Origin of the sequence: Synechococcus sp. NOUM97013 (genome assembly GCF_014279815.1) — a bacterium.
Classification (GTDB): Bacteria; Cyanobacteriota; Cyanobacteriia; order PCC-6307; family Cyanobiaceae; genus Synechococcus_C.
In genome coordinates this window covers 1251537-1267183 of the sequence record NZ_CP047941.1, presented here as the reverse complement: position 1 = coordinate 1267183, position 15647 = coordinate 1251537, and the positions used below count along the sequence as shown (strand labels likewise).

Annotated in this window: 14 protein-coding genes; 9 read left to right on the top strand and 5 right to left on the bottom strand. The window is 59.0% G+C overall.

Going from position 1 to position 15647, the window contains the following annotated elements:
• Positions 1-3 precede the first annotated feature (3 nt).
• Positions 4-792: a helicase DnaB gene (locus SynNOUM97013_RS06630; RefSeq protein WP_186481302.1), complete on the bottom strand. Its 789-nt coding sequence runs from the start codon at positions 790-792 to the stop codon at positions 4-6.
• A 118-nt stretch (positions 793-910) separates the two neighbouring features.
• On the opposite strand from SynNOUM97013_RS06630, the gene SynNOUM97013_RS06625 reads away from it, so the two are divergent.
• Positions 911-2509, top strand: a complete 1599-nt coding sequence (locus SynNOUM97013_RS06625; protein ID WP_186481301.1) for a glucose-6-phosphate isomerase — start codon at positions 911-913, stop codon at positions 2507-2509.
• Positions 2510-2524: 15 nt separating this feature from the next.
• On the opposite strand, the gene leuS is transcribed toward SynNOUM97013_RS06625, so the two are convergent.
• Together leuS and SynNOUM97013_RS06615 are read right to left on the bottom strand one after the other, a co-directional pair.
• Positions 2525-5158, bottom strand: a complete 2634-nt coding sequence (gene leuS, locus SynNOUM97013_RS06620; protein ID WP_186481300.1) for a leucine--tRNA ligase — start codon at positions 5156-5158, stop codon at positions 2525-2527.
• A 70-nt stretch (positions 5159-5228) separates the two neighbouring features.
• Positions 5229-5450, bottom strand: a complete 222-nt coding sequence (locus SynNOUM97013_RS06615) for a hypothetical protein (protein ID WP_186481299.1) — start codon at positions 5448-5450, stop codon at positions 5229-5231.
• A 127-nt stretch (positions 5451-5577) separates the two neighbouring features.
• Between SynNOUM97013_RS06615 and dapF the strand changes: the two genes are divergently transcribed.
• Genes dapF through SynNOUM97013_RS06590 form a run of 5 tightly spaced genes read left to right on the top strand, consistent with a single transcriptional unit; the run spans position 5578 to position 10441 of the window.
• Complete coding sequence (gene dapF / locus SynNOUM97013_RS06610; RefSeq protein WP_186481485.1) at positions 5578-6675, top strand: diaminopimelate epimerase; 1098 nt, start codon at positions 5578-5580, stop codon at positions 6673-6675.
• Positions 6662-7843, top strand: coding sequence for a cysteine desulfurase family protein (locus SynNOUM97013_RS06605; protein WP_186481298.1), 1182 nt, complete (start codon positions 6662-6664; stop codon positions 7841-7843). The genes dapF and SynNOUM97013_RS06605 overlap by 14 nt, the downstream gene beginning before the upstream one ends.
• A 47-nt stretch (positions 7844-7890) precedes the next feature.
• Positions 7891-8586, top strand: coding sequence for a DUF1995 family protein (locus SynNOUM97013_RS06600; protein ID WP_186481297.1), 696 nt, complete (start codon positions 7891-7893; stop codon positions 8584-8586).
• Positions 8587-8630: 44 nt separating this feature from the next.
• Positions 8631-9146: a DUF4330 domain-containing protein gene (locus SynNOUM97013_RS06595; RefSeq protein WP_186481296.1), complete on the top strand. Its 516-nt coding sequence runs from the start codon at positions 8631-8633 to the stop codon at positions 9144-9146.
• Positions 9143-10441, top strand: coding sequence for a D-alanyl-D-alanine carboxypeptidase/D-alanyl-D-alanine-endopeptidase (locus SynNOUM97013_RS06590; protein ID WP_186481295.1), 1299 nt, complete (start codon positions 9143-9145; stop codon positions 10439-10441). The genes SynNOUM97013_RS06595 and SynNOUM97013_RS06590 overlap by 4 nt, the downstream gene beginning before the upstream one ends.
• On the opposite strand, the gene SynNOUM97013_RS06585 is transcribed toward SynNOUM97013_RS06590, so the two are convergent.
• Together SynNOUM97013_RS06585 and coaD are read right to left on the bottom strand one after the other, a co-directional pair.
• The gene (locus tag SynNOUM97013_RS06585) at positions 10386-11315 is read right to left on the bottom strand and encodes a hypothetical protein (RefSeq protein WP_186481294.1); all 930 of its coding nucleotides are present in this window, start codon (positions 11313-11315) and stop codon (positions 10386-10388) included. The genes SynNOUM97013_RS06590 and SynNOUM97013_RS06585 overlap by 56 nt on opposite strands.
• Positions 11312-11809, bottom strand: a complete 498-nt coding sequence (gene coaD / locus SynNOUM97013_RS06580; RefSeq protein WP_186481293.1) for a pantetheine-phosphate adenylyltransferase — start codon at positions 11807-11809, stop codon at positions 11312-11314. Before coaD ends, SynNOUM97013_RS06585 begins: the two co-directional genes overlap by 4 nt.
• A gap of 62 nt (positions 11810-11871) precedes the next feature.
• On the opposite strand from coaD, the gene uvrC reads away from it, so the two are divergent.
• From uvrC to SynNOUM97013_RS06565, 3 genes are read left to right on the top strand one after another with little or no spacing between them, the layout of a single operon-like run.
• Complete coding sequence (gene uvrC, locus SynNOUM97013_RS06575) at positions 11872-13833, top strand: excinuclease ABC subunit UvrC (protein WP_186481292.1); 1962 nt, start codon at positions 11872-11874, stop codon at positions 13831-13833.
• Complete coding sequence (locus SynNOUM97013_RS06570) at positions 13830-14129, top strand: hypothetical protein (RefSeq protein ID WP_186481291.1); 300 nt, start codon at positions 13830-13832, stop codon at positions 14127-14129. Before uvrC ends, SynNOUM97013_RS06570 begins: the two co-directional genes overlap by 4 nt.
• 2 nt (positions 14130-14131) lie before the next feature.
• Entirely contained in the window at positions 14132-15619 is a 1488-nt protein-coding gene (locus tag SynNOUM97013_RS06565; RefSeq protein ID WP_186481290.1) for a cryptochrome/photolyase family protein, read from the top strand.
• The last annotated feature ends 28 nt before the right edge of the window (positions 15620-15647 follow it).

The following is a 15647-nucleotide window of genomic DNA, read 5'->3' as shown; positions in this document are numbered from 1 at the left end:
GATTTAGATCAGAGGCGCAAGCGCTGGACGAACGGAGGAATAGATCAGTCCATGCAACGCAGGATCCTGCATGTAGCGGAGGACTCGAGCTGGATAGTCGAGCTTGCCGTTGTGGAGATAGGCCAGGGTGGCAATCGCTTTGGCATCCACGTATGAACGGCTAGCGATCAAAATCGAGCTGCGATCCAGACCCAGTGCACCTTTCAAGCGAGAGAGTTTCGCCGCTAATAGCTCCACATTGGCGGCGGGATCCATCAACAGATCACGTGCTTCAGCAATCTCCCGCGATGAAGGGTTGTTGGGTAGGCGGCCCTGATGCACCAATTCGCTGATGCCCAATTGGGCTGGTCCGTGGGTGTCAACTAAACCTGAGTGAACAACGAAAGGAAGATCCTCACCGGGCTTGGAGTGTTGAATTTCGTCGAAAAGAATTGCCGTGATCAACATGGGGTTGATCTGATGATGTTTGGCTTCTCGCCAGATCATCGGTTTGAGCGAGCGCAATCGCGAGAGCGTGTTGGCTCGGAGAGGCTCGAGCTGATCGACGCCACGGGTAAACAGCTGGGCCAAAGGTGTCTGTGGGCCGTGGACACCGAAACGACGTTGCAGATGCTCCAATTCTTCGGCGCTGAAATCCGCGGGATTCGGCGCGATCTCCTGGGTGGTCTGACTTCCAGAGTCAGCCAGGTCTCCTGCCGCATCGGTCTGCTGGAGTCCAAGACGGACACCGATTGCCAACACCACTGAGGCGATTGCCACCGCCGAGACGCTCTTCAGCGCATCTGGAACCATCGATGAGCAGAAACCAAGCCGATGTGGTGCCATGGGCGGAGACTAGCTGTGGTGTCCCTGTTCATGGGCATTCCGTCAGATCCTGGATAACTTCACGGGAGTGAGTGCGCTCATCGAGATGAGTTTCCCGGATTTCAGCGCGACGGACAGCCAGGTTCAGTGGCAGCGCTTCTGTGATCTCCTCTGGTATCACGATGACCTTGGCCTGTGGCTCGACATCAGCCGCATGCACCTCAACAGCAGTGATCTCGAAGCCCTATCTCCCAGTTTGGAGAAGGCGTTTCAAGCCATGCAGGCACTTGAAGCAGGATCGATTGCCAATGCCGATGAGTCCAGACAGGTCGGCCATTATTGGTTGAGACAGCCACAGCTGGCGCCAGATCCTGAGGTGAGCCGGCACATCGCCGCCGAAATCGACGACATCGAAGCCTTCGGCCAGGCGATCGTGTCTGGGGAGATCAAGTCACCCACGGGTCAACCCTTCACGGATGTGCTGTGGATCGGAATCGGTGGCAGCGGCCTCGGTCCCCTGCTGATGATCCGAGCCTTGCAGGAGAACGGCAAGGGACTGCCCTTCCACTTTTTTGACAACGTTGATCCCAACGGCATGAGCCGTGTGCTTGCTCAGTTGGGGGAGACTCTGCGCACCACGTTGGTGGTGACCGTGAGTAAGTCCGGTGGAACACCGGAACCGCATCTGGGGATGGAACAGGCTCGACATCGGCTCGAAGCCGTCGGGGGCAGCTGGGCCGCACAGGCCGTCGCCATCACAATGGCCGACAGCAAGCTCGACCAACAAGCCAGTCAGGAACAGTGGCTCAAGCGCTTTGACATGTTCGACTGGGTCGGCGGTCGCACCAGCATCACCAGCGCTGTGGGCTTGGTGCCCGGTGCCTTGATTGGCTCCGACATTCGCAGCTTCCTGGCCGGGGCTGCACAGATGGATGAGGCCACCCGCGAGGTCGATGTCAGGCGCAATCCTGCGGCCTTGATGGCTGCGGCCTGGTATGCCGCAGGGGATGGTCAGGGCAAGCGCGACATGGTGGTGCTGCCCTATCGCGACCGCCTTGAGGTGTTCAGCCGCTATCTGCAACAGCTGGTGATGGAGTCGCTCGGCAAGCGTCTGGATCGCGATGGCACGGTCGTCCATCAAGGCATCGCTGTCTACGGCAACAAAGGTTCAACCGATCAACACGCCTACGTGCAGCAATTGCGCGACGGAATCGATAACTTCTTCGTCACCTTCATTGAGGTGCTTCGCGACAGCGAGGACATTCCGGTGATCAACGATGAGCGGCCCGGCGATTTCCTCGATGGCTTCTTGCAGGGAACGCGTTCAGCATTGACAGAAGGTGGGCGACAGAGCCTCAGCATCAGCATGCGCGAGTTTGACGCCCGCCGCCTGGGTGCCTTGATTGCACTGTTTGAACGTGCTGTTGGCCTCTATGGCGAGTTGGTAAACATCAATGCTTACCACCAGCCTGGTGTGGAGGCTGGTAAGAAGGCAGCCGCCGCGATCCTCACCCTGCAGGGCAAAGTTGAGGCTGTTTTGAGTGATGGGCTTCCGAGGTCCGTGGTGGAAATTCAGCAGGCCATCGGTGAGGGGTCGGATGAATCGGTGTTCTGGATCCTGCGCCATCTCACGGGCAACAAGCGCGGATACCAGGCACAAGGCCAATGGGACAGCCCTGCGTCCATGCGGTTCAGCAAGGGCTGATCTCCAGCCTGCGAATCAGGAGGGCACCAGGTTCACCAACTTCCCAGGCACGACGATCACCCGCCTGGGAGGTTTCCCTTCCAACCAACGTTCAGCAACGTCACTCGCTAGGGCTAAACGCTCCAGTTCGGCTTTGTCGCATTCAGCTGGAACACGAATGCTTCCGCGCACTTTTCCTTTCACTTGAATGACCAGTTCAACGCTGTCCTGCACCAGTGCAGCTGGGTCATGGGTCGGCCAGGGCTGACGATGAACACTTCCCGCACCGCCGAGGCGCGACCAAAACTCCTCCGCCAGATGAGGAGCAAACGGTGCAAGCAAGCGCACCAGCGCTGAGATCGCTTCAACCTGCACAGGTCGAGATGCGTTCAGCACAGCCCCCGAAAGACTGTTCGAAAGCTTCATCAATTCGGAAATTGCGGTGTTGAACTGGAAATCGCCGCTGAGATCATCACTCACCGCTTCGATCGCCAAGTGCACAGCACGTCTGATGTCTGCGTCCGACTCGGAAATCGTCTCAGGCAGTGTTGGGGGATCTCCAGCAAGCAGCGGTTCCTCGGAGGCGCCTGACACGTTCTCAACCAGTCGCCACAACCGCTGGAGAAAGCGGAATTGGCCTTCCACATCAGCGTCGTCCCATTCCAGATCTTTTTCAGGAGGTGCCTTGAAAAGGATGAACATGCGCGCTGTGTCGGCGCCGTAGCGATCAATCACGGCGGCAGGATCCACACCGTTGTGCTTCGACTTCGACATTTTTTCGAAGAGCACTTCGAGCTCCCCGCCATCGTCAGGGTCCGTCGGTTGATTGGGGTCGGCCACTTTGGCTGGAGCCACGTAGCGACTGGTGCGCGGGTTGCGATAGGTCACCCCTTGCACCATGCCTTGGGTGAGCAGGCGTTCAAATGGTTCACGGGCCTCCAACAGACCGCGGTCCTTCAAGGCCTTGGTGAAGAAACGGGAGTAGAGCAGGTGAAGGATGGCGTGTTCAATGCCGCCCACGTACTGCTGAACCGGCATCCAACGCTTCACGGCCTCTGAAGCGAAGGGCAGATCCTGATTGTGGGGATCCGCGAAGCGCAGGAAATACCAGGACGAACACATGAAGGTGTCCATGGTGTCCGTCTCACGCCGCGCCGGTTTGCCGCAGCTGGGGCATGGCACCTGCACCCAGTCCTCGAGGGACGCCAGGGGCGATCCACCCTTTCCTTGCAGATCGATGTTCTTCGGCAAGGCCACCGGCAACTGATCGGAAGGGACCGGGACTGCGCCGCAGTGATCACAGTGAATGATCGGGATGGGACATCCCCAATAGCGTTGACGGGAAATCAACCAATCGCGCAGTCGATACTGGCGTTTCGCACGGGCCCAGCCTTCGGAGTTTCCGTGATCGGTGATCGATTGCTTGGCCTGATCGCTGGCCTGACCATCGAAGCTGCCGCTGTTCACCAAGGTGCCGGGTCCTGTCCAGGCCTCTCCGTCGTTGAGGTGCTCATCAGCACCCTCAACCTGAATGACCCGTTGCACCGGCAGCTCATAGGTGCGGGCAAAGCGGAAGTCACGCTCGTCATGCGCCGGCACCCCCATCACGGCACCGGTGCCATATCCACCAAGCACGTAATCAGCGATCCAAATCGGCACCTGTTGCCCGTTGGCCGGGTTGATCGCAACGGCTCCAGTGGACACGCCCCGCTTGGGACGATCCTCAGCGGTCCGTTCATCGGCGGAGAGGTCATTCACCAGATCCCGGAACGCTTCCACGGCGTTGCGATGCTCGGAGGTGGTGATCACATCCACCAGGGGATGTTCTGGGGCCAGAACCACATAACTGACACCAAAAAGGGTGTCAGCCCGGGTGGTGAACACGGTGACGGTGGCCTTTTCATGGCCCACCACCTGAAAATCGATTTCCGCGCCCTTCGAACGGCCTATCCAGTTCGCCTGCATGGTCCGAACCCGTTCCGGCCAGCCTTCCAGCAAGGTCAGATCATCGAGCAGAGCATCGGCGTAGTCGGTGATCTTGAGAAACCACTGGCGCAGATTTTTCTGCTCCACCACAGCGCCTGATCTCCAGGACCGTCCTTCTGAATCCACCTGCTCGTTGGCTAGCACGGTCTGATCAACCGGATCCCAGTTGACCGTGGCTTCCTTCTGATAGGCCAGGTCAGCTGCGTGCAACTGCAGGAACAGCCACTGCGTCCAGCGGTAGTAGTCCTCATGGCAGGTGGCCTGCTCACGCGTCCAGTCGATGGACAGCCCCAGTCGACCCAGTTGATCGCGCATCTGGTCGATGTTGCGATCCGTCCAGATCCCTGGATCGATCTTGCGCTCAATCGCTGCATTTTCAGCCGGGAGTCCAAACGCATCCCATCCCATTGGATGCAACACGGCGTCACCGCGCATGCGTTGGGTGCGTGCGATCACATCAGTGATCACGTAGTTGCGCACATGCCCCATGTGCAAGCTTCCCGAGGGATAGGGAAACATCGAGAGGGCGTAAAACGCCTTCTGGCCTGGCTTGGGTTCCTCCGTCGCATAGAGGTTCTGATCAACCCAGTTCTGTTGCCAGCGTTCTTCGAGCGCTGATGGCTCATAGCGCTCGGACAGCCCCGAAGCGATCTCGGAATTGGAGGAGGTCTGAGGGGCCGTCACGTCTGGAAAACACCTGCGGCGATCGTGACACAGCTGGTGGCCACGTATGGAAGGCACCCAGCTGAAACGCTCAGATCAGGGGCCGAACCGTGATCACGGCACGACGCGCAATCAAGATCGGATCGATGCTCTCGTCGCGACGCAGAGCGAGGTACTCGGGGTCTTGCCAGTCGAGTCGCCCATCAAGCCGGCGACCATCAACAAGTTCGATGCTGAGCACGCGCTTCTCTCGCATCCAGCTCTGAATCAGGCGAAAACCCGGGAGGGTTGGATCAAAGCCAGCTGCATCCATGACCGCTGGTCGACTCGGGTGACAGCTGCAGTCCAGCAAGTGGAAAGGTCAGCGTCAATCAAAAACCAGCATGCGTTCTGTTGCCAGAGCAACGCTTAAAATGACTCAAACTCAGGCACCAGAAGGGATGTTGGCCTTTAGTAAATATCAGGGGCTCGGTAATGACTTCATCCTCATGGAAGGTCGTGGTGGCCAGCTTCCAGCGGCGATCCACAGTCCAGATCCAGCCTGGGTGCAGCGAATTTGTGATCGCCGTTTCGGGATCGGAGGGGATGGGCTGATCCTGGCGCTACCGCCGCAGGCCTCCGGTGAGTTGCGCATGCGCATCTTCAATGCCGATGGATCAGAGGCTGAAATGTGCGGAAATGGCATCCGTTGTCTGGCACGGTTCCTTGCGGACAGTGATGGAGATGCGGCAGGTCGGTGCTGGCCGATCGAAACGCCCGCCGGGATGATCGTTCCGGAACTACAGGCGGATGGTCAGATCCGCGTTGACATGGGGGCACCGTTCCTCGAGCCAAGCTCAGTGCCTACAACTCTCCATGCGAACGAGGCAGGGTTGCCGGCAGGAGAACTACAAGTGGGCGGAGCCAGCTTGCCGGTGGCTGCCGTGGGCATGGGCAATCCACACGTGGTGGTTCCGGTCTCAGACCTCGCGACCATCCCCTTTGAAGAATGGGGATCGTCCCTGGAAATCGATCCAGCATTTCCAGCCAAAACCAATGTGCATTTCCTGCAGGTTCACAGTCGTTCGCAGCTGGAGATCCGCGTCTGGGAACGCGGTGCAGGCCCCACACTCGCCTGTGGTACGGGAGCCTGCGCCACCCTCGTGGCAGCCGTGCTTCTAGGTCTCAGCGACCGTGCGGCCACTGTGGTGCTGCCAGGTGGCCCCCTGGAAATCAGCTGGGCTGGTCCGACGGAGTCGGTGTTCATGACCGGTCCCGCTGAGGCTGTCTTCGACGGGGTGATCAATCCGGAGCTGATGCCTGCAGGACTGAATGACACCCTCGATTCACTGGAACGGCAGCAGGAGCAAGTTCCTGTTGGAGCGGCATCTGCCGAGCCGGCCACCCAGCCTGTTGATGATGACTGCTCTGAAGCGGAGGCCCAGGCCAGAGTTCAGGCTTTCCTGGAGTCAACATCACTTGATTCGATGATCAACATCGCCACGGAGTCTCTGGAGCAACGCACCCTTTCGCGGTTCCAGCGCGATGGCCAGGCCTGAGACCAATCGCTTCTACCTCGATGCCTGTGCCACGGCACCGCTTCGCCCCGGGGTGTTCGAACGTATGGCCGAGGTGCAAGCTCAAGCCTGGGCCAACCCTTCCAGCCTTCACCAGGACGGCATTGCAGCAGCCGAAGCACTCGAACGTGCCCGTTTTCAGATCGCCAGTCGATTCACTGCATTGCCGGATGAGCTGGTGTTCACCTCCAGCGCAACGGAATCGGTGCATCTTGCGCTTCATGGGCTCGCAGGACGCCAGGCCACAGGGAGGCTGCTGATTTCCGCCGTTGAGCATCCAGCCGTCGCCGGTGCTGCACAGCAGCTAAGCCACCAGGGATGGGACGTGCAGGAATGGCCGGTGGATCATCTCGGAAGGATCCGGCTTGACCTGATAGATGAACTTCTCGCTCCTCCGACCCGTTTGGTGTCACTGATCTGGGGACAAAGCGAAGTGGGAACGTTGCAACCCTTACTGGAGGTTGCTGAAGCCTGTCGTGCGCGCGCGATTCCGCTGCACACCGATGCGACCCAGGTCGTCAGTCAAGGAATCCCTAGCTGGTGTGACCTGCCCGTTGATCTACTGACCGCTTCAGCCCACAAATGCGGTGGTCCGCGTGGCATCGGTCTGTTGTTGGTTCGACCGGAGTGGCGCGCTGCGATGACGCCTCAGTTGTTGGGCGGTGGTCAGGAGGGAGGCCTGCGCAGCGGTACACCGTCAGCCGTGCTTGCCGCCGGGATGGCCAGCGCCATTGACCAGGTAGAGCGAGTCGATCCATCCGCTATGGCCCATTCCGGCAACGGAATTGCCCATCTGCGCGATGCCATCCGTGAACGACTTGCCACCGATCCCCGCCTGGAGATCTGTGGAGACCCGCACGATCGTCTTCCGCACCATCTATCGCTCCTGGTGCGTGATGATCAGCACCAGCCCATTTCGGCACGGCATTTTGTGCGTTGCCTGGATCGTGTGGGGCTGGCCGTGAGCAGTGGCAGTGCCTGCTCGTCGGGAAAGGACAGCGACAGTGCGGTCTTGACCGCCATGGGGCTACCCCAAGCCTTCAGGCGCTCGGGCATTCGCATCAGCCTTGGACACTGGCTGAGTGCAGATGATCTGGAGCCCATTGTTGAACGCTTCCAGGCCGGTCTGGAGATGGCACTGCACAGCTGACAGGGTGAGGGTTCTACGCTCCGCCCCAAGCCGACTTCCAGTCCCCCGTGAGCGCAGTTCTTCCTGCAGATCTATTCGAAGCTGAAGAGCGCACGCTCGTCGCGCTCCAGGAGGCTCTGGGCTCAAAGCGACGCGGTCGTTGGCAGATCACCTGGAAATTTGAGGGCCTGCGTCTGCTCGGTCCTTCCTTGCGATTGGCAACGGCGCTGAAGGAAAGCGGCCGCAGTCTTCTGTTGGCCTGGCCCGATGCTGGTGCTGCTGCACTGGCCAAACGGGACGGACCGGAGCTGGCCGATTGCTGTGTGGATCTCATGCAGCTCCAACGCGATCCAGCCTGGGCCCAGCGGGGGGATCTCCTGCTGATCGTTGGTGCACAACCCAGCGATTACGACACTGTTGAAGCGGTCTGCAACCAGTGGATGGAACCTGTTGTGTTGCTCAACGGACGGCTGGAAGATGCCGCGGTCGGGATCGGCAGCGTGGCCCGCACCCGGCGACGGGGATTTGTCTCCACCTGGCAATCGGCCTTTCATCTTGAGCCTTTTGTACAGGGAGCACTCATGCAGGAGCACTTGAAAGAATGGGAGCTGTTTCGGCTAGACCCCGCTGGCTATCGCTGGGTCCAGCAGTTTGAAGCGCGGCCAGATCAGGAACAAATCGATGACGCACTGGCCTCATCGACTGATGGCTTACGTCAAAAGTTGGGTGCGGTGGATCGCTTCATTGACGATCTCCGTGGTTGATCCTCAGCCACTTCACTTTTAGTGTTGCCAGAAAGTGACTGTTTATGACCTTCAAGGACCGCTTGCGATCGCTGTCAGTTGTCGACGCGGCGGCGGTTCTCGTGGTCGTTGCAGCGGCCGGAGGCGTGTTGTGGAGCCCGAAACTGAGCACTGCGGTGGCCAAGGCCACCGGTGCACTCAAGCCCGTTGAAGTGATGGTGGACGTTCGCAATACCAGTGCCGCAGATCCGGATGGCCTAGTGCGAGAAGCGCTAGATGCTGGGCGGACCACCCTGGTGATCAGAAATCAGCCTGCAGGAACCGCTGAACTGGTGCGTGTCGATGACATCCGACGGCGTCTGACTGCGGTTCAACCCGATGGCCGTGTGGTGGTGGCTGACGATCCCAACAAAGACATCTACGGCATGCTCAATGCCCGTTTTGTGCTCAAGGGCGATGCCACGGTGACTCCATCGGGGGTGGTGATGGCTGGGACCAAGCTCAAGGTGGGAATTCCTGTGGAGTTGGAAGGGCGCACCTACCGCGTGAATGGAACCGTGAGTGGGGTGACGATTCAATGAAGTCGCTCGGCTTTTCACTGGCCCTGCTGCTGCCGCTGGCAGCCCAAACGGTGCGCGCCGAGGGTTTGCCGTTGATTGCGCCGCCGCCGCCGGAAACCGAGCAACCGCTTCCAACTCTTCAACCGGGGAGACCCTGTCCGGCCCTTGCCGAAGCCCTTCGTGCTGATCTAGGTGCTGAAGCCCGTGTGTGGTCCGTCACGGTGCTCAACAGTGACGGCGACATCCTGGGTGATGTGAATGGTGGCGTTCCCAGGATTCCGGCCTCCAATCAGAAGTTGATCAGTACCGCCTTTGCGCTCGATCGTCTGGGCCCCGACTTCCGTCTCAAGACCCGCTTAATCCAGCGTCCTGATGGATCCCTTGAACTGAACGGAGAGGGTGATCCAGACCTCGGAATCGCCGGCTTGCAGCGTTTTGCGATGGCAGCTCTGCGTCAGGGCGGATCCATGGGTGGATCTCCACTAGACGTCAAGTTGATGGTCCGTGAGGAACCACGTGCCAACTGGTGGCCAGCGGACTGGCATCCGGCCGATCGTGGTTATGCCTACGGCGCTCCGATCACACGTCTCGCCTTAACCAGCAATGCCGTGGGTGGAGCCGTCAGCGACCCCTACAACCGTCTCCAGGTTCTGTTTCGCAAAGAGGTTTCACGCCGTGGTGGCTCAGTGAGCATCGAAAGGGGGCAACCCATGGCTGAGCCCCTGTCAATGGATGACGACAACAGCGTGGTTTTGCATGAGGAAGCCTCCGCACCCATGCACGCGCTGCTCAGCCTGGCCAACACGGAAAGCCACAACTTCACCGCAGAAGTGTTGATGCGACAGGCTTCCGGCCTCTGGGATGTGAATGCAGCGTCCAGAGCCACCGAACGCTGGATGTTCGAGCAGGGGCTGCCAATCCAAGGACTGCGGGTGGCTGACGGAAGTGGCCTGTCTCGCAACAACAGGGTCACCAGTCGCACCATCGCAGCCCTGCTGATGCGCATGGACCAACATCCTTTCGCGCCCTACTACCAGGCGTCCATGGCCATTGCAGGACAACGGGGAACCCTCCGCAATCTCTATCGCGGAACCATTTTGGATGGAAAATTCCGCGGAAAGACTGGAACCATCAGTGGTGTGCGCAGCATCTCCGGATTTCTGCAAACGCAGGATGGGCCGCGCTACGTGGCGATGATTTCCAACGGATCGAGTTACCCCAACACGGTGATGGGGCAGATCCTCCGATCCGTACAACGGTTCAGCCCGTGCCCTTCATCTGACGCAGCCGAGATGCAGCCCGACGTGCCCGGCTGATCGGCACGGTTTTGCTGTCATTGGTTTCAGCAGTGCTGGACACTGTCTGACCGGTCTGGATCTTGATCAGTTCCTGCCGTCCGGCCAACACAACCTGAGCCATCTCCTTGAGTCGCTGCTCCAGTTCTCCCAACGTTTGTTCGGCGTAGCGATTGGCCCCTTCCTGAACCGTGGAGGCTTCTTTTCGGCTGCGTTGGATCAGCGATTCACACTGCTGCTGAGTCTGTTGACGGAATTGCAAAGCATCCTGCTGGAGCCGCTCAGCTTCAGCCTGGGCTTCCTTCTGAATCCTCAGACCTTCCTGACGAATGAGCTCGAGCTCCTGGAGTGATTGCTGACGGTTGCGTTCATGCTGCTCGCTTAACTGGCGTTTGAGTTCGATCGCCTCCTGATCGAGCTGCTGCCTGCGCTGCAGAGCTTCCTGCTCTAGTTGCTGACGGCGTGTGGAGAACTGCTGTTCAAGCTGAGCCTGCTTGGTCTGCATCTCTTGTTCCATCTGCGCAGCCTGCTGACGGGTGGTCTGGAGCAGTTGCTCACACTGCTGCCGGATCTGTTCGCGCATTTCGGCGGCCTGACGTTCCGCTTCCTGACGGATGGAGGCCTGGGCAAGCAGTTGGTCACGCTGCTGCTGCGCTGTGTTGACGATCTCATCCGCCTGACTGCGGGCTGTGGCGATGAAGTCATCGCGCTTCTGCAGCAGTTGATCGGCTTCAGCCACCTGACCCGGCATCGCTTCACGGACGGCATCAAGAAGCTCAACGGCGTCCTGCTCGTTGACGAGCCTCCCGCCACTGAAGGGAATGCGACTACCCTCCAGCACGATTTCCTCGAGCTGATCGAGCTGGTCGATTACGGAGAACCGGATCTCGCTCATCGCGACGGGGGATGGAAAGCCGAATTAAAGAACCTTCCGAGGTCCTCCGCCACCACCGGAGGCACCATGTGATCCACAGATCCACCAAATCGTGCCACTTCCTTGACCACTGAACTGCTCAAAAAGCTGTAGTGGGCAGCGGTGCTGAGGAAAATTGTTTCGAAATCCGGGTCGAGAGATCGGTTGGTGTGGGCAATTTGAAGTTCGTACTCGAAATCGCTCATGGCGCGAAGTCCGCGCAGAATCAGCCGAGCACGATGACGACGTGCGCACTCAACGGTCAGTCCGTCAAAGCTTGTCACCGTGACATTGCTGAGATGGGCCGTTGATACACGGATCTGGTGGAGACGCTGTTCCAAGGGGAAAGTGGGTGATTTCCCAGGGTTCTGCAAGACAGCCACTACCAGCTCATCCACGAGAGAGGCACCCCGTTCAATCAGATCAAGATGCCCCAGCGTCAGCGGATCGAAGCTGCCTGGATAAAGCGCTTTCATCCCGAGATCAGCAGGTCGAGCTGGCCGGATCCTATGCACCCCGGCATCTCTAGATTCTCGGCATGCAGTCCCCTTTGCTCGAGCAACCGGATCGCCTCGAACGACGCCTGAAGGAAATCCCGACGGAACCGGGGTGTTACCTGATGCGGGATGCCGAGGATCGTCTGCTGTACGTGGGCAAATCCAAAAGCCTGCGCAGCCGTGTGCGCAGCTACTTCCGAAGCCGGCATGACCTGAGCCCGCGCATTCGTTTGATGGTGCGTCAGATCTGTGAGATTGAATTCATCGTCACTGATAGCGAGGCCGAAGCCCTCGCGTTGGAGGCCAATCTGATCAAAAACCAGCAGCCCCACTTCAATGTGCTGTTGAAAGACGACAAAAAATATCCCTATCTCTGCATCACCTGGAGCGAGGCTTATCCAAGGATCTTCATCACCCGGCGCCGACGGTTTCGCAGTCCACTCGATCGCTTTTACGGGCCCTATGTCGATGTAGGGCTTTTGCGGCGCACCTTGTTCCTTGTGAAGCGAGTGTTTCCGCTGAGGCAGCGACCTCGACCACTGCACCAGGACCGCACCTGTCTGAACTACAACATCGGCCGGTGTCCAGGGGTTTGCCAGGAGAAAATCAGCTCCGAGGACTATCACCGCACCCTGCGCAAGGTGGCCATGGTGTTTCAGGGCCGCAGTGATGAACTGCAGACCCTTTTGCATGAACAAATGGATCGCTATGCCGAGCGGCTGGATTTCGAAGCCGCCGCAAAGGTGCGTGATCAACTGCAGGGACTGGATCAACTCACCGCAGATCAGAAGATGAGTATCGCCGACTCATCGGTCAGTCGGGATGTGATTGCCATGGCTGCGGATGAGCGGCTCGCGGCTGTTCAGTTGTTTCAGATGCGAGCCGGCAAGCTTGTCGGCCGACTGGGATACATGGCCGATGCCTCGGGTCAGGAACCTGGCCTGATTCTTCAGAGGGTGATTGAAGAGCACTACAGCCAGGTGGATGCGGTGGAAATTCCACCGGAATTGCTGGTGCAACATCCACTCCATCAGCAACTCCTGCTGGAGGAGTGGCTCACTGAGCAGCGAGAGCGCAGGGTGCAGATCCATTGCCCCAAGCAACGTCAGAAAGCGGATCTGATCGATCTGGTGCAGCGCAATGCCGACTACGAGCTTCAGCGTGCCAAGCAGAGTCAGGAACAGCAGGCCCTGGCCACGGAGGATCTAGCGCAATTGTTGGAACTCCCCATTCCACCGCGTCGAATCGAGGGCTACGACATCAGTCACATCCAAGGCAGCGACGCAGTGGCATCCCAAGTGGTGTTTATCGATGGGCTTCCTGCCAAGCAGCACTACCGCAAATACAAGATCCGCAGCAGCAGCATCCGAGCCGGACACAGCGATGACTTCATGGCGATGGCGGAGATCATGCGCCGTCGTTTCCGGCGTTGGGCCAGGGCGAAGGCTGATGGCGTTGATCTCGGTGCACTGCGTCACAAGGGCGGTAGTGCCCTGCAGACCGATGGCCTCAACGACTGGCCTGATGTGGTGATGATCGACGGTGGCAAGGGTCAGTTGTCTGCCGTGATGGAGGCGTTGCGGGAGCTCGACCTGCATCAAGATCTCAATGTGTGTTCCCTGGCCAAGCAGCGTGAAGAGATCTTCATGCCAGGGGAAAGTCAGCCGCTCGACAGTGAGCCCGATCAACTTGGGGTGGCTCTGCTCCGGCGCCTGCGAGATGAAGCGCACCGGTTCGCTGTGAGTTTTCACCGTCAGCAGCGGGGTGAGCGCATGAAGCGTTCGCGGTTATCAGACATCCCCGGCGTTGGTCCCAAGCGGGTCAAAGACCTGCTTGCCCACTTTCATTCGATTGATGCCATCCAACTGGCCACAGTTGAAACCCTCGCTCAGGCTCCAGGAGTCGGCTTGGCCTTGGCACGGGATATTCGCCGTTTTTTTCACCCCGATGAGGATGCAGAGCAGGATGGGCCCACTCACGACCCAGGATCGTCACAGCCATGATGCGAGTCCTCACCTTGGCCGCACTGTTGTTTGGTCTGCTCACGGGACTGGTCTCGCCCCTGCGTGTTGAAGCCTCTCCAGGTCTTTGCACCGGTCCTGTCTGCGCCGATGACATCACTCGAAGTGCCAAGAACCACTGGCAGCTGGTGCTCAAACTGAATGATCAGCTCGGCCATCGCGAAAAGGTGGTGATGAACTGCCGAGCTGGTCAGCTCAGTCCGATGTCGGGTCCTGTGGATCGTGCCTACGCCACAGCCATTGGACGTCGCGCCTGTCGACTTGCCGGTGAAGGCTGACGATGGAACTGACGCTGATCTTTCCGCATCAGCTCTTCGCTGATCATCCGTGCCTGAAATCAGGTCGACCGGTGGCTCTGGTCGAAGATCCGCTGTTTTTCGGTACAGATCCTCGATGGCCGATGCAGGTGCATCGTCAACGTGCTCTGCTGCACCGCGCCTCGATGTCGGCCTACGCCGACACGTTGCGAGAGCGAGGCTTCAACGTCCAGCAGCGCCTTCATCACCAGGCCAGAGACACTGCAGAGCATCTCCAGGCTTTGCTCAAGCAGGGATTTCGCAGCTTTCACCTCGCTGATCCCATCGACGATCTGCTGTCGAAGCGACTGCAGAGCTTTGTCGCCTCCCATTCCTGTGCTCTGGAGGTGAGCGCCACGCCGATGTTGCTGACGCCCGATGCCGTTGTTGAGGAGCACTTCAACAACGGTCGCAGGCCTTTCATGGCCAAGTTCTATGAGATGCAGCGTCGACGCCTCGGTGTGTTGATGGATGCCGACGGCAATCCCGTTGGAGGCCGATGGAGCTTTGATGCGGACAATCGCAAGAAACTGCCCAAGGGCATCGTGGTGCCGGTGGAGCCGGACGCTGGTTCTGATTCACGCGTTGATCTGGCCCGTGAACAACTCGAAGCTGAGCAGCTGCCATTGATTGGATCGTGGACACGATTCGCATACCCCCTCGATCACCACCAGGCCGATCGTTGGTTGCAGACTTTTCTGGACGTCAGGTTCAAGCAATTCGGGGCCTATGAGGACGCCATCAGCACCGAGCACCGTGTGATGTGGCACAGCGTGCTCACTCCCATGCTCAACATCGGCCTGGTAACACCGCAACAGGTGCTGGACCGAACCCTCGAACGGGCTTCAGACGGTGACGTGCCCCTCAACTCACTGGAGGGATTCATCCGTCAGATCATTGGTTGGAGGGAATTCATGGCGGCGATGTACAAGCGCCATGGCGTTGTGATGCGCAACGGCAATTTCTGGGAATTTGAAGATCGGCCCATTCCCCAAGCGTTCTACCTGGGAACCACGGGACTACCGCCAATCGACGACGCCATCCGACACGCGCTCGACACCGGCTATTGCCATCACATCGAACGGCTGATGCTGGTTGGCAATGTGATGTTGTTGTGTGGCTTTCATCCGAACCGGGTCTACACCTGGTTCATGGAGTTATTCGTGGATGCCTACGACTGGGTGATGGTTCCCAATGTGTATGGCATGAGCCAGTTCGCTGACGGAGGTTTGTTCACTACCAAGCCCTATCTCTCAGGATCCAACTACGTCCGCAAGATGTCGGATTACCGCAAGGGCGAATGGTGTGAGGTCTGGGATGGGTTGTTTTGGAGTTTCATCAAGAGGCACGAGAGCTTTTTCCGTGGCCAGTACCGGCTGGCGATGATGGCTCGCAACCTGGATCGGATGGCTCCCGAGGTGCTCAACACCCATCAGCACCGTGCAGGGATGTTCCTTGAATCCCTGACCTGAAGCCTGTCCAAGGTCACCCACCTCGATC